General features: G+C 74.4%; 17 protein-coding genes. 11 read left to right on the top strand and 6 right to left on the bottom strand.

All coding sequences use genetic code 11. The features are described from left to right. The first annotated feature begins 87 nt into the window (after positions 1-87). Positions 88-2070 (top strand): endo-1,4-beta-xylanase, encoded by a 1983-nt coding sequence (locus tag ABZS58_RS30980; RefSeq protein WP_354786769.1) that lies wholly within the window; start codon positions 88-90, stop codon positions 2068-2070. Here ABZS58_RS30980 and ABZS58_RS30985 read toward each other — a convergent pair. Next, on the bottom strand, positions 2062-2772 hold the full coding sequence (locus ABZS58_RS30985) for a spermidine synthase (RefSeq protein ID WP_354786770.1): 711 nt from the start codon (positions 2770-2772) through the stop codon (positions 2062-2064). The two genes, ABZS58_RS30980 and ABZS58_RS30985, sit on opposite strands and share 9 nt — an antisense overlap. 50 nt (positions 2773-2822) lie before the next feature. Here ABZS58_RS30985 and ABZS58_RS30990 point away from each other — a divergent pair, with 50 nt between their 5' ends. After that, positions 2823-3044, top strand: coding sequence for a DivIVA domain-containing protein (locus ABZS58_RS30990; protein WP_354786771.1), 222 nt, complete (start codon positions 2823-2825; stop codon positions 3042-3044). A 5-nt stretch (positions 3045-3049) separates the two neighbouring features. On the opposite strand, the gene ABZS58_RS30995 is transcribed toward ABZS58_RS30990, so the two are convergent. Together ABZS58_RS30995 and ABZS58_RS31000 are read right to left on the bottom strand one after the other, a co-directional pair. After that, positions 3050-4198 carry an acyl-CoA desaturase gene (locus ABZS58_RS30995; protein WP_354786772.1) on the bottom strand — a complete coding sequence of 383 codons (1149 nt, stop codon included), beginning with the start codon at positions 4196-4198 and terminating at the stop codon, positions 3050-3052. 19 nt (positions 4199-4217) lie between these two features. After that, positions 4218-5279: a ferredoxin reductase gene (locus tag ABZS58_RS31000; protein WP_354786773.1), complete on the bottom strand. Its 1062-nt coding sequence runs from the start codon at positions 5277-5279 to the stop codon at positions 4218-4220. Between the two features lie 66 nt (positions 5280-5345). Here ABZS58_RS31000 and ABZS58_RS31005 point away from each other — a divergent pair, with 66 nt between their 5' ends. Beyond that, the gene (locus tag ABZS58_RS31005) at positions 5346-6536 is read left to right on the top strand and encodes a helix-turn-helix domain-containing protein (RefSeq protein ID WP_354786774.1); all 1191 of its coding nucleotides are present in this window, start codon (positions 5346-5348) and stop codon (positions 6534-6536) included. Here ABZS58_RS31005 and ABZS58_RS31010 read toward each other — a convergent pair. Beyond that, positions 6511-7560, bottom strand: coding sequence for a pectinesterase family protein (locus tag ABZS58_RS31010; protein WP_354786775.1), 1050 nt, complete (start codon positions 7558-7560; stop codon positions 6511-6513). The genes ABZS58_RS31005 and ABZS58_RS31010 overlap by 26 nt on opposite strands. 412 nt (positions 7561-7972) lie before the next feature. Between ABZS58_RS31010 and ABZS58_RS31015 the strand changes: the two genes are divergently transcribed. The 5 genes from ABZS58_RS31015 (at position 7973) to ABZS58_RS31035 (ending at position 15102) form a co-directional block, all read left to right on the top strand. Further along, positions 7973-8689, top strand: a complete 717-nt coding sequence (locus ABZS58_RS31015; RefSeq protein ID WP_354786776.1) for a VWA domain-containing protein — start codon at positions 7973-7975, stop codon at positions 8687-8689. Further along, entirely contained in the window at positions 8689-9066 is a 378-nt protein-coding gene (locus ABZS58_RS31020) for a hypothetical protein (RefSeq protein ID WP_354786777.1), read from the top strand. Before ABZS58_RS31015 ends, ABZS58_RS31020 begins: the two co-directional genes overlap by 1 nt. Positions 9067-9134: 68 nt before the next feature. Continuing rightward, positions 9135-12176 (top strand): AAA family ATPase, encoded by a 3042-nt coding sequence (locus ABZS58_RS31025; RefSeq protein WP_354786778.1) that lies wholly within the window; start codon positions 9135-9137, stop codon positions 12174-12176. A 113-nt stretch (positions 12177-12289) separates the two neighbouring features. Beyond that, a complete protein-coding gene (locus ABZS58_RS31030) occupies positions 12290-14836 on the top strand; it encodes a caspase family protein (RefSeq protein WP_354786779.1) in 2547 nt (848 codons plus the stop codon). 38 nt (positions 14837-14874) lie between these two features. Further along, complete coding sequence (locus tag ABZS58_RS31035; protein WP_354786780.1) at positions 14875-15102, top strand: hypothetical protein; 228 nt, start codon at positions 14875-14877, stop codon at positions 15100-15102. A 113-nt stretch (positions 15103-15215) separates the two neighbouring features. Here the strand turns inward: ABZS58_RS31035 and ABZS58_RS31040 are convergent, their stop codons facing one another. Together ABZS58_RS31040 and ABZS58_RS31045 are read right to left on the bottom strand one after the other, a co-directional pair. Then, positions 15216-15836 carry a LuxR C-terminal-related transcriptional regulator gene (locus ABZS58_RS31040; protein WP_354786781.1) on the bottom strand — a complete coding sequence of 207 codons (621 nt, stop codon included), beginning with the start codon at positions 15834-15836 and terminating at the stop codon, positions 15216-15218. Positions 15837-15934: 98 nt separating this feature from the next. Further along, positions 15935-16729, bottom strand: a complete 795-nt coding sequence (locus tag ABZS58_RS31045; RefSeq protein ID WP_354786782.1) for a hypothetical protein — start codon at positions 16727-16729, stop codon at positions 15935-15937. A 382-nt stretch (positions 16730-17111) separates the two neighbouring features. On the opposite strand from ABZS58_RS31045, the gene ABZS58_RS31050 reads away from it, so the two are divergent. The 3 genes from ABZS58_RS31050 to ABZS58_RS31060 all read left to right on the top strand — a co-directional run bounded on the left by ABZS58_RS31050 (position 17112) and on the right by ABZS58_RS31060 (position 20488). After that, positions 17112-18113, top strand: coding sequence for a hypothetical protein (locus tag ABZS58_RS31050; RefSeq protein WP_354786783.1), 1002 nt, complete (start codon positions 17112-17114; stop codon positions 18111-18113). A 124-nt stretch (positions 18114-18237) separates the two neighbouring features. Beyond that, positions 18238-20025, top strand: a complete 1788-nt coding sequence (locus tag ABZS58_RS31055; RefSeq protein WP_354786784.1) for a CHAT domain-containing protein — start codon at positions 18238-18240, stop codon at positions 20023-20025. Between the two features lie 19 nt (positions 20026-20044). Next, positions 20045-20488 carry a hypothetical protein gene (locus ABZS58_RS31060; RefSeq protein WP_354786785.1) on the top strand — a complete coding sequence of 148 codons (444 nt, stop codon included), beginning with the start codon at positions 20045-20047 and terminating at the stop codon, positions 20486-20488. The last annotated feature ends 133 nt before the right edge of the window (positions 20489-20621 follow it).

The following is a 20621-nucleotide window of genomic DNA, read 5'->3' on the forward strand; positions in this document are numbered from 1 at the left end:
GTGGCGCGGTTGTCCCGGGACACGGTCGCGTGCTGTCGTGGGCGCCGCCGGATCGACGGGCGACGGTGCGACAGGGGGACGACAGCCATGAAGAGACCGCAAGCAGGCATCGCCGCGGCCGCCGCGGTCGCGCTGGTGGCCGGTGGGGTGAGCGTGCTGCCCGCCCTCGCCGCGACCGGGCAGACCCTGGCGCAGGTCGCCACCGCCCGCGGGTTCCACATCGGGACCGCCGCCGGGGTGAAGACCCTGGCGTCCGGGCAGTGGCGGCAGGTCGCCGACACCCAGTTCACGTCGGTGACGATGGGCAACGAGGGCAAGTGGGACGCCACCGAGCCGGCGCAGGGGCAGTTCGACTTCGCCGCCGCCGCCGCCGACGCGATCGCCGACTATGCGAGCGCCACCGGCAAACGGCTGCGCGGGCACACGCTCGTGTGGCACAGCCAGCTGCCCGCCTGGGTCAGCGCCGACCGTCCCGCCGCGGAACAACGCCAGGTGCTGCTCGACCACGTGACCGCGGTCGCCGGGCACTTCAAAGGCAGAGCAGGCCAGTGGGACGTCGTGAACGAGCCGTTCAACGAGGACGGCACGCTGCGCTCCTCCGTATGGTTCACGCGGCTCGGCGAGGACTACATCGCCGACGCGTTCACCGCCGCCCGCGCCGCCGACCCCGCCGCGAAGCTGTTCCTCAACGACTACAACGTCGAGGGCGTCAACGCCAAGAGCACCGGCCTGTACAACCTGGTGCAGCGGCTCAAGGCCCGCGGCGTCCCGATCGACGGGGTCGGCCTGCAGGCGCACCTCATCGTCGGGCAGGTCCCGTCGACGCTGCGGCAGAACATCGAACGGTTCACCGCGCTCGGGCTGACGGTCGAGATCACCGAGCTCGACGTGCGCATCCCGCTGCCCGCCGACGCGGCCGAGCTCGCGCAGCAGGCCGCCGACTACCGGGCGGTCGTCGGCGCGTGCGCCGCCGTCACCGGCTGCACGGGCGTGACGACGTGGGGCGTCGGCGAGGCCGACTCGTGGATCCCGGCGTTCTTCCCCGGCTACGGCGCGGCGCTGCTGTTCGACGAGCAGTGGCGGGCCAGGCCGGCGTACTCGGCGGTCGTCGAGGCGCTCGGCGGCACCCCGACCGTGCCGGAGCCGCCGGCGACGCCGAGCCTGGTGACGGTCGCGTCCTACCCGTTCGAGACGGGCCTGACCGGCTGGGGGTCCCGCGGCGGCGAGACGACGGCGCACAGCACCGCGGCCGCGCACGGCGGCACCGGCAGCGTCCTGTCGTCGGGCCGGACCGCGACGTGGCAGGGCCCCACCCGCCCGGTCCTGGACATCCTCAGCCCCGGGAAGCTGTACACGGTAACCGCGTGGGCGCGGACCGCGTCCGGCACCGGGACGGCCCGGCTGAGCATGCAACGGCAGAACGGCACCGCGACCCGCTACGAGAACGTCAGCGCCAACACCGCGATCAGCACCACGTGGACACGGCTGTCCGGCGACTACCTGTTCCTGCCGGGTGCGACGGCGCTGTCGGTGTACCTGGAGACGACGGACACGACGGGCGACCTCTACCTCGACGACGTGACGATCCAGACGGAGGGCCCGCCGGTGTCGCAGTCGCCGTCCGCTTCGGCGTCCGCTTCCAGGTCACCGTCGGCGTCACCGTCGGCGTCGCCGTCGGCCTCGAAATCACCGTCGACGTCGCCGTCGGCCTCCAGATCGCCGTCGACGTCGGCTTCCTCCAGCGGCGGCGGCACGGGGTGCGCGGTGCGCTACACGACGAATGACTGGGGCGGCGGTTTCACCGGTGACGTCACGGTCACCAACACCGGCGCCACGGCGGTGAGCGGGTGGACGCTGCGTTGGACGTTCGCGGGGAACCAGCGGGTCAACCAGTCGTGGGGGACGACGCTGACCCAGACCGGGTCCGCGGTCGCCGCGTCCAACGCCGCCTGGAACGGCACCGTGGCGGCCGGCGCGTCGGTGAACTTCGGCTTCCTCGCCGGGTACACCGGCGCCAACAGCAACCCGGCGGCGTTCACGCTCAACGGCACGGCCTGCACCCTACGGTGACGACCGGGCGACGTAGACGGTGTTCGTCGACTCGCGGCGCTGCAACGGGTTGTCGAAGGCGACGACCTCGGCCCGCACCTCGGCGAACACCTCGGCGAGGGTGGCGGTGAACCCGTCGTCCGGCGGGTCGTTGGACCACAGGCCGAACACCCCGCCGGGCCGCAGGTGCCCGGCGAGGCGGCGCAGCCCGGCGGCGGTGTAGAAGCCACCGTTGCCGGGGTGCAGCAGGTGCCGCGGGGAGTGGTCGATGTCGACCAGGATCGCGTCGAAGCGCCGGCCGCCGTCGTAGCCCTCGGCGTCGGCGGTCAGCGCGAAGAAGTCGCCGTGGGTGAGCCGGCAGCGGGGGTCGCCGGTCAGCTCCGCCGACAGCGGCAGCAGGCCCTTGCGGTGCCAGCCGATGACGGCGTCCAGGTAGTCGACGACGACCAGGGACCGGACCCGCTGGTCCTGCAGGACGGCGTGCGCGGTGTACCCGAGACCGAGCCCACCGACCACCACGTCGAGCGGGCCGTCGGACAGCGGGGCGAGGCCCAGCCGCGCCAGCTCGATCTCGGCGACCGTGAAGAGGCTCGACATGAGGTACTCGTCGCCGAGCTTCACCTCGTGCACCTCGACGTCGAGCGTCGGGTCGAGCCGCCGGCGCAGGCTGACCTCGCCGATCGGGGTCTGCTGCCAGTCGAGCTCTTCGAACCGCCGCGTCATCGGGGCACCCTACCGTGGCGCTTCGCCCCCACGAGGTGGAGACTGGGAACATGAGTGAATTTCCGCATCGGTTCGGCGGGTATGACCGGGCCCGCGTCGACGCCTTCGTGGCATCCACGACGGAGGCGCTGGACTCCGGCGACCCGGTGCGCCGGGCCGAGGCGGCCGCCGCGGCGAACGCGGTCAGCTTCCCGTCCGCCGCCTGGCGCGGCTACGACAAGGCCGCCGTCGACCACTACCTGCGCCGGGTGGGCAAGGGCCGGGCGGCCTAGGGTTCTCAGCCGACGCCGACGGGCTCGCGCTCCTGAGCGGCGGCCGGTCGCAGCGGCGGCATCGGCCGGCGGTTCGGCAGCGCGAGCCGGAACACCTTCGCCCACGCCGAGCCGACCTGCTTCGGCAGTGGGCCGCTGGTGTACGTCAGCCCGTACCGCTGGAACAGGTCCTGGATCTTCGGCGCGATCTCCTGGTAGCGGTTGCTCGGCAGGTCCGGGAACAGGTGGTGCTCGATCTGGTAGGACAGGTTCCCGGTCATGATGTGCATCAGCCGGCCGCCGGAGATGTTCGCCGAGCCGAGCATCTGCCGCAGGTACCAGTCGCCGCGCGTCTCACCCTCGATGGAGGACCTCTCGAAGGTCTCCACGCCCTTCGGGAAGTGCCCGCACATGATCACCGAGTGCGTCCACAGGTTGCGGACCAGGTTCGCGACCGCGTTCGCCGCGATCGTGTGCAGGAACGACGGGCCCGACAGCAGCGGGTGCAGCACGTAGTCCTTCGCGACCTGGCGGCCGATCTTCTTCAGGACCTGCCGGACGCCCGCCTTGAACCGCGGGCTGCTGCGGCGCTCCTTCGTCGACAGGTTCCGGCCGAGCTCCAGGTCGTAGGCCGCGATCCCGTACTCGAAGAAGCAGGCGTTGACGAAGTTCCACAGCGGCTGACCCAGGTGGACCGGGTGCCAGCGCTGGCCCTCGTCGACGCGCATGATGCCGTACCCGAGGTCGTTGTCGCGGCCGATCACGTTCGTGTATGTGTGGTGCAGCTCGTTGTGCGAGTGCTTCCACTGCTCCGACGGCGACGCGTTGTCCCACTCCCACGTCGTCGAGTGGATCTTCGGGTCGCGCATCCAGTCCCACTGGCCGTGCATGACGTTGTGGCCGATCTCCATGTTCTCGAGGATCTTCGCCACCGACAGGCCGGCGGTGCCGACCAGCCACGCCGGCGGCAGGATCGAGAACAGCAGCACGCCGCGGCTGCCCAGCTCCAGCCAGCGCTGGACCTTGATGACCCGCCGGATGTACGCGGCGTCGCGCTCGCCCCGGCTGCTGATGACCGCGTCGCGGATGGCGTCGAGCTCCCGCCCGATCGACTCGATGTCCTCGGCCGTCAGGTGGGCGACCGGGTTGACGGCCTTGCGCTGCAGCGTGGTCACGAAGGTCCTTTCGAACGGGTCAGACGTCGAGGCGGCAGGCGCCGGCGGCGGCGGAGATACAGGTCTGGATCAGGACGTTGTCGCCCTCGGTGGCGGTGGTGACCCGGCCGTCGCGCAGGTCGCGGACGGCGCCCTCGCGCAGGGGCAGCACGCAGCTGAAGCAGATGCCCATCCGGCACCCCGACGGCATGAGCACCCCGGCGGACTCGCCGGCCTCCAGCAGCGGCGTGCCGCCGGTCGCCTCGACGGTCCGGCCGGACCGCAGGAACGTCACCGTGCCGCCGTCACCCGCCGCGATCACCACGGGCCGGAAGCGTTCGACGGTGAGCGTCTGCTCCGGCCGGTGCGCCATGAGGTCGTCGAGCATCGCGTTGGGGCCGCAGGCCCAGACGTCGCGTTCGGCGAGGTCCGGGACGAGGACCGCCAGGTCGGCGGGGGAGAGGCGGCCGTCGGTGCCGGTGTGCCGCTCGACGAGGGTGATCCGGCCGCCGGCGGCCAGCGCCCGCAGCTCGTCGCCGAAGAGGACGTCCTCGGGCGACTTCGCGGAGTGCACCAGCACGACGTCGCTGAGGTCACCGGGCGGGTGCGAGCGCAGGATGCCCATCACGGGGGTGAGGCCGCTGCCGGCGGTCACGAACAGGACCTTCGCGCCGTGGCCGCGCGGGACCGTGAAGTCGCCGGTGGGGCGCTCCAGGCCGAGCAGCATGCCGGGCCGGGCCCGCGCGATGAGGTGACCGCTGACCGCGCCGCCGCCGACCGCGGTGACCGTGACCGTGACCAGCCCGTCGGGGCGGTCCGGGGCGCTGGTGATCGAATACGCCCGCCACAGCCGGACGCCGTCGACGTCGACGCCGAGCCGCAGGTACTGGCCGGGCTCGTGCCGCCGCCAGCCGCGCCCCGGGCGCAGCGTGAGGGTGACCGCCCGTGCCGTCTCCTTGTGCACGGCCACGACCTTCGCCCGCAGCACCTCGGCGTTGCGCAACGGCGCGATCACGTCGAGGTAGTCGGCCGGCACCAGCGGTGTCGTCAGGAGCTCGACGACCCGCCAGGCGCCGGCGCGGAGGGCTTGGGCAGCGGCCATGCGTCCAGCATGATGGGGTCTGAGGGATAAAATCATGACCGGTCCGCGTGAATCGAGGCGTGATTCTTGTTCGCTGAAGACAAAGCCAGCGCGCTCGGCGCCTTCCGGTTGCAGGCCGGCGTCGCCGAGTCACTGCGCCACGCCCTGCCGGAGGTCGCCGGTCACGCCGTCGCCGCGATCGTCGACGAGGTCCCAGCGTATGCCGGCGCCCTCACCGGCGAGATGGGCGCCAAGATCGAGCTCGCGGTCCGCGCCGCGCTCGGCGGTTTCCTCAATCTCGCCTCCCGCCGGGCCGGCCCGTCCCCGCTCGCGCCGTCGCTCGAAGGCGCGTACGCGCTCGGCCGGGGCGAGGCGCGCTCCGGCCGCAGCCTCGACGCGCTGCTCGCCGCCTACCGCGTCGGCGCCCGCGTCGCCTGGCGCGAGCTCGCCGCCGTCACCGTCGGCGCCGGGATGACCGCCCCCGCGCTCGCGCGGTTCGCCGAGCTGACGTTCGCGTACATCGACGAGCTCTCCGCGGCGAGCGTCACCGGCCACGCCGACGAGCTCGCGACCTCCGGCCGGGCCCGGCGGCGCGCCCTGGACCGGCTCGCGCAGAGCCTCCTCGCCGGCGAGCCCGCCCAGGCCGTCGCCGCGGCCGCGGTCGCCGCCGAGGCCGCCGACTGGGCGCCGCCGCAGACGCTGACCGCGGTCCTGCTGCCCGACCGGACCGCCCGGCCCGTCGTCGACCTGCTCGACCCGCGGACCCTCGCGACCACCGTCGAGCACCTCCGCGACACGGCGGTCCTGCTCGTCCCCGACGCGCACGGCGCCGCCCGCGGCCACCTGCTCCGCGTCGTCGCCCCGCACGGCGCGGTCACCGGCCCGCCGGTGCCGTGGTCCCTGGCCCGGCACTCGTTCGAGCGGGCCGTGCGCGTGTCCCGCCTCCTGCCCGACGCCGGTGCGCTCGACTCCGAGGAGCACCTCGTCGAGCTCGTCGTCACCGCCGACGGCCGGGCCCTCGCCGACCTGCGGGAGCAGGCCCTGGCTCCCCTGGCCGGCGAGCGCGCCTCCACCGTCGCGAAGCTCGTGGAGACCCTGCGCAGCTGGCTGCTGCACCAGGGCCGCCGCGACGAGGTCGCCGCCGAGCTCTTCGTCCACCCGCAGACCGTCCGGTATCGCGTCGCGAAGCTGCGCGAGCTGTACGGCGACCGCCTCCGCGACCCCGGGTGGCTCCTGCTGCTGACCGTCGCGCTCAGCGTCGGGGACACCAGCCGGTGAGGTAGGCGTCGATGGTGGCGGCCGCCGCCTGCTCCGCGGTTAGCTGGGGCCGGTCGGCGGTGACGGCCGCGCCGGGGCCGCGGTTGCGGAACTCGGCGTAGCGGGCGTCCCGCCACGACCAGGTGCCGAAGTCGGTCCACGGGGCGGCACCGATGTGCGCGCCGATCGTCGAGTCGCGGATCACCGTCTGCGCGATCGCGTTCGGGTCGTTGCCCGGGTGCCACGGCCGGCCGAGGAAGACGGTGCCGGCGGGCGCGTCGCCGGTGAGCCTGCTGCCGGTGATGAGGAAGCCGAACGGGTTGGCCACCGACGTGCTCGCGGCGGTCACATAGCCGTTGTTGGTGCTCGAGCCGCGGCTCAGCGACCGGATCTCGCAGCGGTCGAACACGGCGGTGGCGCGGCCGAAGATGAAGTCGACGTCGCCCTCGACGTAGCACTTGCGCAGGTACACGCGGCCGACGGTCGCCGCGTCGGGTGTGTTGACGTAGAGCGTGTCCTGGTTGCCGAGGAACCGGACGTTGTCGAACACGAGCCGGTCGGCGCGGGTGAGCACGGCGACCGCCTGCCTCGAGGTGATCTCGGGGTGGGCGGCCTCGTCGAAGTCGTTGGCGAAGGTCAGGTTCCGGGCGGAGAAGTCGTCGCCGGAGATGGTGACCGACGCGCTGCCGGAGGTGCCCCAGGTGGTGCCGTCGGGCTTCAGGGTGCCGTTGGCCCGGTCGTCGACGATCACGACCTCGGTCGGGTCGGCGCCCTGACCGCGCAGCACGATGTGCGGCTTGTCCGCCGGGACGATGACCTGGCCGCGGTAGACGCCGGGCCTGAGCTTGATCGTGAACGGGCCGGGATTGCCGGACGGCACGGCGTCGACGGCGGCCTGGACGCTCGTGTAGTCGGCCGAGCCGTCGGCGGCGACCGTCACGGCCGGCCCCGGCCACGCTTCGGCGGGGGAGGCGGCGAGCCCGGCGGTGGCGCCACCGGCCACCGCGCCGAGCGCGGCGGTGAGCAGGGTTCGACGAGAAGTCATCCATCGAGGGTTGCAAACGTTTGCTGTTCCGCGCAAGGGCAGGAATGCGCTTTCATAAGGGTTTTCATGACGTCGTACCCTTCAGGCGACGGCCCGCCGCGGGACTGCCCGCCGGTCGCGGCGGCTGCTCCTGCTCCTCCTGACGGATCGCTGTCCGTCAGTACGCAACGGGGGTGCAAGACGACCCGCCGGGAGGGGGGAACATTCCCGGCGGGTCCCTCGTCGTGCCCGCCGCCGGTGCGCGCCGCACGACCGGCTGGAACGCCCATGCTGACGGACAGCGTCCGTCCAGGCGCTGTCCGTCAGGTCCCTGGCTGTGCGACAAGAATCCGGGAAGCCGCGCGGCCGGACCGACGTCCACGCTCCCGGCTCCGGAAACCCGCGGGGGCGCGGACCGACGAAAGGACGCACCATGGACCACACCGGCGCGAAGCTGCTGCCGTTCTACCTGGTCATCGACGTGTCATGGTCAATGACACAGGACCACAAGCTCGACGCCGCCAATCGGATCGTGCCGGCGCTGGTCGACGCGCTCGCGCGAAATCCGGTCCTGTCCGACAGGGTCCGCTTCGGTCTCATCGACTTCGCCGACGAGGCGCGGGTCCGGTTGCCGCTGTGCGACCTGCTCGCCCCGGGCCTGCAGCTGCCGGTCCTGGCCGCGCACGGCGGCGGGACCAGCTTCGCGGGGGCGTTCACCGTGCTGCGGCGCGAGATCGAGGCCGACGTGGCGCGGTTGAAGGCGGACCGCTACGTCGTGCACCGGCCCGCCGTCTGGTTCATCAGCGACGGCGAGCCGACCGACCGCGGCACGATATGGCGCCAGGCCTTCGAGGACCTCGTCTCGTCGCCGGCGTTTCCGAACCTCGTCCCGTGCGGCGTCGACCGCGCGGACCTGGGTGTGATGGGGTCGCTGATCCACCCCTCGACCGGGCCGAAGCGGATGTCGCTCTACATGATGGAGCCGGACTTCTCACCGGCGGCGGCGATCACCGGCATGCAGGAGATCCTCGTGTCCAGCATGATCCAGTCCGGGTACGGCCTGGCCAACGGCGGCACCGGCACGATACTGCCCGCCCGGACGGCACTGCCTGCCGGTATCCGGCAGTACGACCCGGCGGACTTCGTGTGATGCGCGGCCGCTGGACGTGCACCCCGACCGGCCGCGCCGCCCGCCGCCCGCGCCGGCCCCGCCGGGCCCAGGACGCCGCGGTGCCCGGGACCCCGCCCGAGACCCAGCCCGAGACCCAGCCGGCGCCCGGCCTGCCCGCCGACGCGAGGGACCGCCTGCTGCGACTGCTCACCGCGGAGCTCGGCACCGCCTGCACCACCGCGCTCACGGCCGGCGCCGCCCTCGCCGACCTCGGCGCGATCATCGGCGACCGCACGCGTGCCGTCGAGGCCATGCGCGCCGGTGGCGACGACGACCGACCACCGTCAGGGACCGGATCATCCGGTTGTTCCTGGCCGTGTCGGTACCCCGGCACGACGCTTCCGGTCGATCCTTGACACCCGAACGGGATCGATCTGGGCGAGCGAGCTGACAGCCCGGTGCGACCCGGGGCACGATGGGCGGCATGTCGGATGCGGACGGCACAGGACGGGCAGACGGCACAGGACGGCACGACGGCGCGGGGCGGGCGGCCGGCTTCGTCGGGCGCGGGTCCGAGCTGCGGCAGCTCCTCGCGGGCGTCGACGACGCGGACGCCAGACGGTCCACGACGGTGCTGCTCGGCGGTGAGGCCGGCGTCGGCAAGAGCCGGCTCATCCGCGAGTTCGTCCGCGCCGCCACCGCCCGCGACCCGCGGATCCACGTGCTGTCCGGCGGGTGCGTCAACCTCGGCGAGGGCGTGGTGCCCTACGCGCCGCTGATCGACGCGCTGCGCCGGCTGGTCCGCGAGCGCGGCGCCGAGCACCTGACCCGGTACGGCGGCCCCGCGTTCGCCGAGATCGACAAGCTCCTGGCGGGCTTCACCAGCACCGGCCGGGCGGAGGGGCCGGCGGCCGAGACGAACTCGCAGACCCGGGTCTTCGGCGCGGTGCTGCAACTGCTCGACCATCTCGGCCGCGACGCGCCCACGGTGCTGATCTTCGAGGATCTGCACTGGGCGGACGCCTCGACGCTGGACCTGGTCTCGTATCTGGTCCAGGCGCAGACGGACGAGCGGGTGCTGCTGCTGTTCAGCTTCCGGTCGCCGGTACCGCAGCAGCATCCACTGTGGACGGTGATGGCGGAGCCGTCGTTCCGGCGCAGGGTGCGCCAGATCGAGGTGCCCGCGTTCACCGAGGACGAACTGGGGCAGTTCCTGGGCGGGCCGGCCGGCGACCCGGAGTTCCTGCGGCGCTGCTTCGAGCTGTCCGACGGCAACCCGCTGTTCGCCGAGGAGCTCGTCGCCGGCGGCGTGCTGCACGACCTGGAGCTCAAGGCGCTGCCCAGGACCCTGGCGGACACGATGGTGCTGCTGCTGGAGCAGCTCGACGAGGACGCGACCGAGGTGCTCCGGGTCGCCGCGGCCGCCGGCCGGACCGTCGGGCACGACCTGCTCGCCGCGGTCTGCGAGCTGGACCGCCGGGCGCTCAACGGCGCGCTGCGGCGGTGCGTGAAGGGCCGCGTCCTCGTCGTCGACCAGACCGACGACGACACGTACACGTTCCGGCACGCGCTCATGCGGGAGGCGGTCCTGGAGGATCTGCTGCCCGGGGAGCGCCGGCACCTGCACGAGGCGATCGCCGAGGCGCTCTCGGCCTACCCCGGGCTGAGCCTCGTCGACGGCCCGACCGCCGCCGCCGACCTCGCCCACCACTGGTTCGAGGCGCGGCGGCGCCCGGAGGCGCTGCGGTCCGCGGTGGCGGCCGCCGTGGCGGCGGAGCGGGTGCGGGCGTTCCGGGTGGCGCAGAAGCAGTACAGCCGGGTGCTGACGCTGTGGGGCCAGGTCGACGACGCCGAGCGGCAGGCGGGGCTGCCGCACGACCGGGTCCTGTCCGCCGCGGCGGAGGCCGCCCGCTGGGCCGGCGACCTGAACGGCGCCCTCGAACTGCTCACCCGGGCGATCGGCGAGGTCGGCGGGACCGCCGACCCCGGGCGCGCCGGTGAGCTGCTGGAGCGGCTCGGCAGCTACCGGTGGGAGGCCGGCGACCTGGAGCTGTCGCACGCGGCGTACAAGGACGCCGACAGCCGCCTGTCCGGCCTGCCGCCGACGGCGGTCGCGGCCAGGGTCGTCGCCGCCCTCGCCACGGTCATGGTCCAGGCGGGCCGCTACACGGAGGGCCTCGATCAGGCGGTCAGGGCGATCGGGCTGGCGCGGTCCGTCGGCGCCCGCGCCGAGGAGGGCCGCGCGCTCAACACGGCGGGCACCGCGCTGACCATGCTGGAGCGGCCCGAGGAAGGGGTGCCGAACCTGGAGGCCGCGGTGAAGATCGCGCGGGAGGTCGACCACCTCGAGGACCTGCACCGCGCGTACGGGAACCTCACCATCGCCCTCGAACACGCCGGCCGGCTGGCCGAGGCGGCCAACGTCGCCCGCGAGGAGCTGGCCCGGGTCGCCGCGCTCGGCCTGCGCCGTACCAAGGGCGCCGACGTGCTCGCGAACAACGCCAGCTCGGCGCTCGTGCAGCTCGGGCGGTGGGACGAGGCGCGCGCCATGCTGAGCGCCGTGCTACGCGGCCGGGAGGTGCCGCAGACCCGCTACCCGCGGCTCACCCTGGCCGAGATCGACGTCGCCCAGGGCCGCTTCGACGAGGCGCGTGCGTTGCTCACCTCCGTGCAGGCGGTCGCCGGGCTCAAGGGCGACCCGCGGCTGCTGGGGCCGCTGTACGGGTGCTTCGCGGAGCTGGCGATCTGGGAGCGGGACCTCGACGCCGCCGGTGCGGCGGTGACCGCCGGGCTCGGCGCGCTCGACGGCACCGAGAACAGCGTGTCGCTGCTGCGGCTGTGCGCCACCGGCCTGCGCGCCGCCGCCGACGCCCTCGTCCGCGCCGCAGACCTCGGCGAGCCCACCCCGCAGAGCGCCGGGCAGCGCGTCGCGGAGCTCGTCGCGTGCGCCACGGTCGAGCCGGCACCGCCGGCGGGCTCCGAGCGCGGCACCTGGCTGCGGCTGTGCCACGCGGAGCGGGACCGGGCCGCGCGCGCCGGGACCGCCGAGCGGTGGACGGAGATCGCCGAGGCATGGGCCGCCCTGGACCGGCCGTACCTGGCCGCGTACGCGCACTGGCGCGCGGCCGAGACGTGGGCGGCGGCCCGCCGGCCCGCCGACGCGGCCGCGGCGGCCCGCGAGGCGCACCGGACCGCGGAGCGGCTCGGCGCCGCGCCGCTGCTCGCCGGGGTCACCGCCACGGCGGCGAACTGGCGGCTCGACCTCGCCGAGCCGGCGCCGGCGGCGGGATCGGCGCCGGCGTCGCAGGTGCCGCACCAGCGCGACCCCTGGGGGCTGACCCCGCAGGAGTGGCGGGTGCTGCGCGAGCTGACCCGCGGCAAGACCAACAGACAGATCGCGGAGGCGCTGTCGATCCAGGTATCGACCGCCGGCGTCCATGTCTCCAACATCATCCGGAAACTCGGCGTCGACAATCGCGGAATGGCCGCGGCGGTCGCCACGAGGACACAGTTGTTCACCGATTAGGACGGTCCTCGGCAATACGTGAATGAACGTAGCCCCCGGCTAGTGACGCGTGCCCCGCGGCCGTAATAGCGTCCGCAGCGGAATCATTCGAGTCACCGTCCAAGGGGGCACTCGTGGCGCGGAAAGCATTGTTGATCGGTTCGCAGACCAATGGTCTCACCGGTGTCGGAAATGACGTCGACAGCATTGCCGGGGCGCTCACCGGGCGCGGTTTCGACATTCGCCGGTGCGAGGGCGCCGAGGCCACCAGGGCCGGCATCTTCGCGGCGTACGACAAGCTGATCGCCGACACGGCGGCCGACGACTCCGTCTTCGTCTACTACAGCGGGCACGGCGGCCGGCTCCTGCCGCCGGAAGGGTCGTCCGCGGTCAGCCAGCCGACGCAGTTCATCGTCCCGTACGACCTGGACGACTCCACCGAGGGCGACTTCCGCGGCATCACGTCCGAGGAGCTCTCGGCCCGGCTCGACCTGCTCACCGACCGGACCGGCAACGCCGCGGTGATGCTCGACTGCTGCCACTCCGGGCACATGTCCCGCGACCCCGACCTGCGGGTCAAGGCACTGCACTACACCTACGACTGGATCGTCGCGCACCACGGGCGGGAGATCGCCGCCGGCCGGCTGCAACCCGGACGGGTCCGGTCGCTGGGCAACCGGAACGCGGTGCGCCTGGTCGCGTGCGCGCCGGAGCAGTTCGCCTACGAGCACACCGGCCGCTCCGGCCAGCGGACCGGCATGTTCACCGAGTCGTTCGTGCTGGCCCTCGCGGAGGCCGGCGAGCTGCCGGTCACCTGGGCCGCCCTCATGGACCGCGTCCACCGCAGGGTCACCACGCTCATGGTGGGCCAGCGTCCCGAGGTGGAGGGGCCGGCGCGCCGGCTGCTGTTCGACACCCGGGAGGAGACCGGGCTCGGCGCGCTCCGCGTCGTGCCGGGCCACGTCGCCGACCGGGTCAGCATCGCCGTGGCCCCGCTGCTCGGCGTGCGGGCCGGGGACGAGTTCGCGCTGATGCCGCCGGCCGCGGAGGCCGCCGACGCGGCAACGATGATCGGCACCGCCACCGTCGACCGGGTCGGCGCCGTCGCGGCGGGCGCCGCCGTCGCGTTCCGGCCGGGCGTCACGGCGGTGCCGCTGGGCACGCGCGCCTTCTGCACCCGGGCGTCGGCGCCGGCGCTGCCCGTACGGCTGCCGGCGCCGACCCCGCAGACGGCCGCGGTGTTCGCCGCGCTCGAGGCCGAGATCGCGGCGAGCACCCTGGTGCGGGCCGCGACGGACACCGACGAGGACGTGGTCGCCGAGGTCATCGCCGACGGCGGCGGGCTCGCCGTCTGTGACCGGGCCGGGCCGCTGCACCCGCCGCGTCCCGCCGCGGCGGGCACGGCCGCGGCGTTGCGGGCGGACCTGGAGCGCGTCGCCCGGGCCACCGCGCTGCGCGGCCTGCGCGACGACCCCGCGTACCGGCTGACCACGCCCGTCACCGTCGAATGGGGCCTGGTCGGCGCCGACCGGACCGAACACCCGCTGCGGGCCGCCGGGGAGGTGCTGCACCCCGGCCAGCGGACGTACGTGCGCATCCGCAACGACGGGGACACCGTCGTCTACGCGTCGCTGATCGACATCGGCGTCGCCGCGAAGGTCACGCTGCTGACCAGGTTCGCCCCGGCCGGCTTCCGGCTCGAGCCCGGCAAGGAGTACGTGTTCGGCCACGACCAGCTCGAAGACGTCCTCACCGGGATGCCGCTGAAATGGCCGGAAGGACTGCCGGGGCAGCTGGCCCGGCCGGAGACGCTGATCGCGCTGGTGTGCGACGCCCCGCAGAACCTCGGCGTGATCGAGCAGGAAGGCGTCGACGCGAAGCCCGGCCCGTCACGGCGGCCCGGGTCGGTGCTGGAGCGGCTTGTCCGTCAGGTGGCAGTCGGCGGCTCCCGCGACTACCTCGCGGACACCGGACCGGAGGTGCGGTACATGGTGCGGACCATCGACTTCGACGTCGTCGACGCGCCCGCGCCCACCGCCGAGGACGTCGCGTTCGAGATCGACGACCGGCCGGACCCGTCGGCGCGGCTGTTCACGCCGCGCGGACTGGCACCCCGGGCGGTCGCGGTGCGCCTCGGCGAGCTCGTCGTGCACAAGAACCGGGCGGTGTTCGGCGCGGACATCCGCGTCGACGCCGTCGTGCTGACCGGCGGGAACCCCGGCGGGATTCCCGTGCACACCGCGCAGACGGAACGCTTCGCCAACATCAAGGACGGCGACCGGCTGCCGTTGGAGCAGATGCTCGTCTACCACGGCCCGGCGGTGGACTTCCTGGACATCGCCGTGTGGGTGTCCCGGGACTCGGCCGGCAGTCTGGCCCTGAGCGACCTGCTCCGGCAGCAGCTCACCGGCCAGGAGGTCCAGGCCGCCGGCGTGCAGCTGGCGAGCCTGGCGGTGGCGGCGCCGCAGGCCGCCCTCGCGGTCGGTGCCGTCGGCGCCGGGGCGGTCCTGGTCAACGTCGCGTATCAGCTGCTCAGGGGCGCCGTGGGGGACAGCATCGGGCTGTACCGCACGTCGCTGCTGGCACATGAGGAGTTCGGTGTCGGGCGCTACCCGGCCGACGGGACGCTGCGGCGCGCCCAGGACTTCTCGTTCTCGTTCACGGTCCAGGCCGTGTCCTAACTGCCCGAACCAACCGCTGTGAGAAGGGACCACACGTCATGAGCAACAAGCGACTCATCATCGGCGAGACCGAGTGGACGATCGACGACAAGGACGAGGAGACCGTCGTCGCCCAGGTCAAGGCCGCCCTGCACGGCAACACCACCACCGAGTTCGTCGTCCTGGACCAGAAGGCCCGGCCGGTGACCCTCGTGCTGAACGGCCGCGCCACCGCCGCCGTCGGGCTCGACCTCGACACGGACCCGCGGCCGGGCGAGATCTCCTGACCGGATGCATGGACCGGCGGTCCGGGCGCCCCTTCCACGGGATGCCCGGACCGCCGCCGTCAGCCGTCCTCTTCGCCTGGTCCTGTCAGGCGTCCTCGTCGCCTGGTGGGCTGTCAGGCGTCCTCTTGGTCGAAGGGGTCGGCGGCCGGGCGCAGCAGGCCGAGCCGCTGCGCCCGCAGGACCGTCGTGAGCCGGTCGGAGGTGCCCAGCTTGCGGTACAGGCGCTCCTGGTGCTTCGCGACGGTCCGCTCCGACAGGCACAGCTGCCGGGCGATCGCGCGGGTGTTGGCGCCGTTGCCGAGCATCACCAGGACCTCGCGTTCCCGCCGGGTCAGCCCCAGCGGCGCGGCCGCCCCTTCCGGCGCCGGCCGGTCACCGATGATCTGCGTGACGACCGCGAAGGGCTCGGCCCAGCCGGCGGTGACGGTGCGCAACGCGGCCAGCTGCTCGTCGCGCATCGCGGTGGCGCGGGCCTCGACGAGGCCGGTGACCCGCCCCGCCCGGGACATGCCCGCCGCCCAGCGCCAGCGGCCCTCATGACGGGTCAGGGTGCCGTCGCCGAGCCCGCAGGCCAGCAGCGCGCGCAGCAGCACCGGATCGCCACCGGACGCGGCGTTCAGCAGCCGCCGGGTCGCAGGCTCGACCGCGCCGTTGATCACCTCGCTCGCCAGCTGCTCCAGATCCACGAACGGCGGCTCCGGCTCGGGGACGATCGTTGGTCGAAGGGTCGGCATCCTGCGCTCCTCACCTGCTCGGGGGGTACGCAGACAGCCTTCCGAGCGCGGAGCGGCGGCACATTGACACTCTTCAGCGATTCACGGATGGATCTTCTTTAGTCCCACGTGAGCCCGTACGCGTGGCGCTGCTTCAGCCCGCCGAAGACGATCCGGACCTCGCCGGCCCCGTCCGGCTCCAGGGGATGCTCGCGGGGCAGGTCCGCGTCCAGCGACCAGGGCGGCACCGCGTCGAGCCGCCACACGACCGCCGGCCGGTGCCCCGGCCGGAACCTGATCTCCAGGTCGAAGTGGTCGCACGGCACCGACGGCAGCAGCGTGTAGTGCGGGCGCGTCACCCGGTCCGGCGCGGCGACCTCCGCGACCCGCGACTCGTGCAGCACCGGCAGGCGCGCCGACCCCCGCCCGCCGGACCCGACGACGACGCACGTCTCGTGCAGCTCCGGCAGCGCCGTGTCCAGGCGCAGGACGGTGCGCACCGAGCGCAGCCGCCAGCCGGCGAACGGGTCGGGGCCGTCGGCCGGCCGCTCCCGCAGCGCCGCCCGCGCCAGCAGCCTCGTCGCGTGGTCGACCCGGCGGCGGGCGGTCCTCGGCGCGCACGACTGCTCCGCGGCCAGATACGCGACCCGCTGGGTCAGCTGCCGATACTGCCGGTCCCGGTCCAGCGCGAACGCGACCACGACGGCCCTGGCCAGCTCCGGCGGCAGCTCGTCGGCGAACGCCGTCAGCCAGGACCGGACCCGGTCGTGGACCTCACGGTCGTCGGCGCTCTCCCGGATGCCGCAGGCCCGGCGCAGGTGCGGCCCGGTCCGCCGGCCGAGGCTGCGGTCGCGCAACCCCCACCCGCGCCGGACGGCGACGAGTTCCTGAACGAGATCATCTTCGGCCGACACCGTGTTTCTCCCTTCGGCGTTCCCGGCCGCTGCGAGGCCCGGTCAGCCTAGCGCCGGAAAATCCCGCCCGGTCGTTGCCGAAGTCAATGTGCGCATTTTTACGCAGCGCCACTCGATGGCCAGTGGATGTCCAGTCGCGCCGATTCGCGTGATCCGGCCGGAGGACGTCGGCCCGTATCTGGCCAATGGTTCGGGAGGACACAGGTAATGATATCGGTCGTGTTCGGGCAGCCGAACAGACGGCCGCGGGAACGACCGGGCGGCGGCATCGGCCGAACGCCTTTCGTTGCTCCCCTGGGGTGGGATCTTTTGCGTACCGGGCTTTGCCGCCGCCATATCCCTGCGGCAGGCTGACGGCAATCCACCCGGAAGGAGTAACACAGTGCTCGAGTCGGCGGATCTGGTGCGGGACATGGCCCGCCGTGGAGTGCTCGCGGAGCATGCGGAGTCGGTGAGCGGCCCCGAGTACGCAAGGCTCACCGGCGGCGCGTACGACATCGTGTGGCCCGTCGTCTTCCAGCGGATGACCCGGGGCTTCGAGATCAGACGCGGCCACCCCGGCTGCGCCGCGTCTGTCACCGGCCTGCGCCCCGACTGCCTGGACCGTTTCCAGGACGACGTCGAGGCGGTCCTGGACGATCTGCTGCGCAACGCGAAGGTGCCGATCCACAACCTGGACGGCTGGATCACCAGACGGCTCAACGCCGCCACCGTCGACGCCCACCGGCGCCGCCGCGGTGAGCGGGGCGCGTTGCAACGCCCACGGATGCCGGGCTGGCTCGCGACCGCACTCGGCGACGACCCCTGGCTCACCGCCCTCGCCGTCGACATCCTCGTCTGGGTCGGCGTGCCGTCCACAGCCGGCACCGGCGTCTGGCCGCTCGGCGCCTGGGCCGGGCAGCGGGCCCTCACCACCGGCGAGGCCCGCGTCGACGAGGCCGACGTCCTCACCGACGTGGAGACGGTCCTCGCGGCGATGCGGCAGAGCCCGATGTGGTTCGCGAACTTCGTCGAGCGCCCGCTCGGCAGGAAGCAGGCGCCCGTGCTGTCCGCCCCGCGCACCGACCCCGACCACCCGGCCGAGCTGCCGCAGCTCGCGCTCACCGAGCCGCACGAGCGCGCCGACGCGCACCTGGTCGAGCTCGCCGCGGGTGCGGTCGACGCGATCGAGCGCCGGATCCGTCTCGGGCACGACCCGCGTACCGTCGTCGCGGCCGTCCTGCGCACCGTCTTCAGCGGCGGCAGCGGCGCCGAGGAGATGGACCTGACCCCCGGCACCACCCCCGGCGACGCCGAACGGGCCGCGGCCCTCGTCGCCGACGAGGCGACCGTCGGGCGGATCACCGAGACGGTCCTCGACATCCTCGGCGACCGTCTCCGCTGACCCGGCGAGACCGACCTGCCCGCCGGCACCACCCACGCCGGCCCGCGCTCCCGCACCCCGGGACCGCGCCGCGGCGGGACCTGCCATCGCGACGGCGGGCCCGCATCCCACGAGGAGGCGAACGATGACCGGCGCACCCGACGACCCGCGCGGCCGCACGGCCCGCCCCGCGACCCGGCCCAGCGCCTGGTTCGCCCGCCCGCTGAACGCCGGCCCCGTCGCGGGCGGCCTCCGCAAGCGCGGTGTCCCGGCCGGCGGCGCCCCGGCGGCCGGTGCTCCGTCCGGCGGTGTCCTTGCCGATGGCGCTCCGGCCGGCGGTGCCTCGGCGGCCGGTGCCTCGGCGGGCGGTGCCCTGGTGGACGGTGCTCCGTCCGGCGGTGCCTTGGCGGGTGGTGCCTTTGCCGGCGGTGCTTCGGCGGGTGGTGCTCATCGTGGTCCGGCGAGACGGCCTGATGCGCGGCCTGATGCGCTGGACGGTCTCCGGCGGCGCGGCGCCGGCATCCTGCTGCAACGGGACGCGGCCGGCGCGGCCGCGCTCGCCCGCGACGCCGAGCGGCGCTGCCTGGACCTGGCCCGGTCCTGGCTGGCGAGCGGCGACCCGGCGGCGGCGGTGCGGGCCCTCGAAACGGGCCGCGGCCTGGCGCTGCTGGCCGCGACCCGCTACCGCGACGTGCCGGCCACGCTCGACGCGGCCCGCCGGCGCGACCTGGCGCTGCGATGGCGGATGTCGGCGCCCGGCCGGGAGCCGGCCGCCCTGCGCCAGGAGATCCTCGACGTGATGTGCGGCGGCCGGGCGGAGCCGCCCGACCCACCGGCACTGCCGGAGATCGGGGACGTACTGGGCGCGCTGGACGCCGACGCCCTCGTCTACCTCGTGCCCGGCGCGCCGCCGACGCCCGGCTGGGCGGTCATGATCGCCGCCGGCGGTGGCCGGCCGAGCTGCATCGCCCTGCCCGGCCTCCATGACGCCGGCGCACCCGCGGCGGACGGGCTCGAGATGCTCGGCGGCTGGGCGTGGAGGGTCGCGATGGGCCCGCTCGTCGAACGGTTCCTGCCGTCGCTGCCACCGCCGTCCGGCCGCCCGCACCGTGTCGTGCTCGTCGCGATGGGGGGTCTCTCGCGGGTACCGTGGCAGGCCGCCCACCACAACGGCCGCTACGCGGTGCAGGCGGCGGCGTTCTCCCACGCGCTGTCCGCCGGGATGCTGTGCGGGTCGGCCGCCGCCGCCCCGGTGCCGGTCGCGCCCGTCGGGCTCGTGGTCGGCGACCCGGCCACCGCCGGTCCCGCGCTGCCCGGGGCCCGCGCCGAGGCGTGCGCCGTGCACCGCGTGTTCTATCCCGGCGCGCGGTACGTCGGCCGCCGCGCCGACGGCAGTCCCGCCCGCTCCGGGCCCGGCACCGCCGCCGAGGTGCGGGACTGGCTCACCGACACCCGTCCCGCCGCGGGCGCCGTGCTGCACCTCGCCTGCCACGGCGCCCCCGCTCACCTCGCCCTCGCCGCGCCGGCACCCGGCGCAGGCGACGGGCGGCTCACCGCGGGGGAGGTCGGCGCCGCCCTGGCCGGGGCGCCGGACCGGGCGATCGCGCTCGTGGTCCTCGCCGCCTGCGGCGCCGGCCACGACGAGGCGGCCGGCCTCGGCACCGCGTTCCTCGCCGGCGGGGTGCGGTCGGTGCTGTCCGCGCGGTGGCACGTCCCCGACCGCGCCGCGTCCCTGCTGCTGTTCATGTTCCACCACTTCCTCATGGCCGAGCGCCGCCCCGCCTGGGACGCCCTGCACCGCGCGCAGCTGTGGATGCTCGACGCCGGCCGGACCCCGCCACCGCGGATGCCGGGCCGGCTGCTCCGCCACCTGTCCGAGACCGACCCCGCGCGGGCGGTCGCCTGGTCGGGGTACGTCCACAGTGGCCAGTGACCCGTTCGGGAGGCTCCCGGTGCGCACCCGTCCCGCTTCCCCGGCAGACGTCGGCGCGCTGCGGTTCGCGCTGCTGGACACCCTGACATCGCTCACCGGCGACGCCGTCGAGGCGGACACCCCGGCGGCCGCCCACCTGCCGGCCGCGGCGCTGCTGCACCCGGCCACCCCCACGCCCGGCAGCGACCGCGTCGACGACCTCGTCGCACTCGCCACCGCCGTCGTGCACGGCGCCGACGGCCACGACCCTGCCACCACGGGCGTCGACCACTTCGTGCTCGCGGTCGCGCTGCTGCTGCGGCACCGCCTCGACGACGGCGGCTGGGACACCGACCTCACCGACCTCCCGTCCGCCGTCGCCCACCTCCACGCCGCCATGGCGGCGCTGCCCCCGCGGCACCCCGCCGCAAAAACGATCATCGAAGCCCTTCCCGCGTTCCTCGACCCGGGCCGGCCCTCCTAGCCGCCGTCTCCGTGTTCGCCGAGGCCGGGCAACCGCCGGCGGCCTCGCGCCGCGTCCGGCCTCGCGCCGCGTCCGGCCTCGCGCCGCGTCCGGCCTCGCGCCGCGTCCGGCCTCGCGCCGCGTCCGGCCTCGC

The organism is Dactylosporangium sp. NPDC005555 (genome assembly GCF_040605635.1).
Taxonomy (GTDB): Bacteria; Actinomycetota; Actinomycetes; order Mycobacteriales; family Micromonosporaceae; genus Dactylosporangium.

Coding starts and splice junctions, on each gene's coding strand:
- ABZS58_RS30980 (WP_354786769.1), top strand. CDS start 88: ATGAAGAGACCGCAAGCAGGCATCGCCGCGGCCGCCGCGGTCGCGCTG.
- ABZS58_RS30985 (WP_354786770.1), bottom strand. CDS start 2,772: ATGACGCGGCGGTTCGAAGAGCTCGACTGGCAGCAGACCCCGATCGGC.
- ABZS58_RS30990 (WP_354786771.1), top strand. CDS start 2,823: ATGAGTGAATTTCCGCATCGGTTCGGCGGGTATGACCGGGCCCGCGTC.
- ABZS58_RS31000 (WP_354786773.1), bottom strand. CDS start 5,279: ATGGCCGCTGCCCAAGCCCTCCGCGCCGGCGCCTGGCGGGTCGTCGAG.
- ABZS58_RS31010 (WP_354786775.1), bottom strand. CDS start 7,560: ATGACTTCTCGTCGAACCCTGCTCACCGCCGCGCTCGGCGCGGTGGCC.
- ABZS58_RS31015 (WP_354786776.1), top strand. CDS start 7,973: ATGGACCACACCGGCGCGAAGCTGCTGCCGTTCTACCTGGTCATCGAC.
- ABZS58_RS31020 (WP_354786777.1), top strand. CDS start 8,689: ATGCGCGGCCGCTGGACGTGCACCCCGACCGGCCGCGCCGCCCGCCGC.
- ABZS58_RS31025 (WP_354786778.1), top strand. CDS start 9,135: ATGTCGGATGCGGACGGCACAGGACGGGCAGACGGCACAGGACGGCAC.
- ABZS58_RS31035 (WP_354786780.1), top strand. CDS start 14,875: ATGAGCAACAAGCGACTCATCATCGGCGAGACCGAGTGGACGATCGAC.
- ABZS58_RS31040 (WP_354786781.1), bottom strand. CDS start 15,836: ATGCCGACCCTTCGACCAACGATCGTCCCCGAGCCGGAGCCGCCGTTC.
- ABZS58_RS31055 (WP_354786784.1), top strand. CDS start 18,238: ATGACCGGCGCACCCGACGACCCGCGCGGCCGCACGGCCCGCCCCGCG.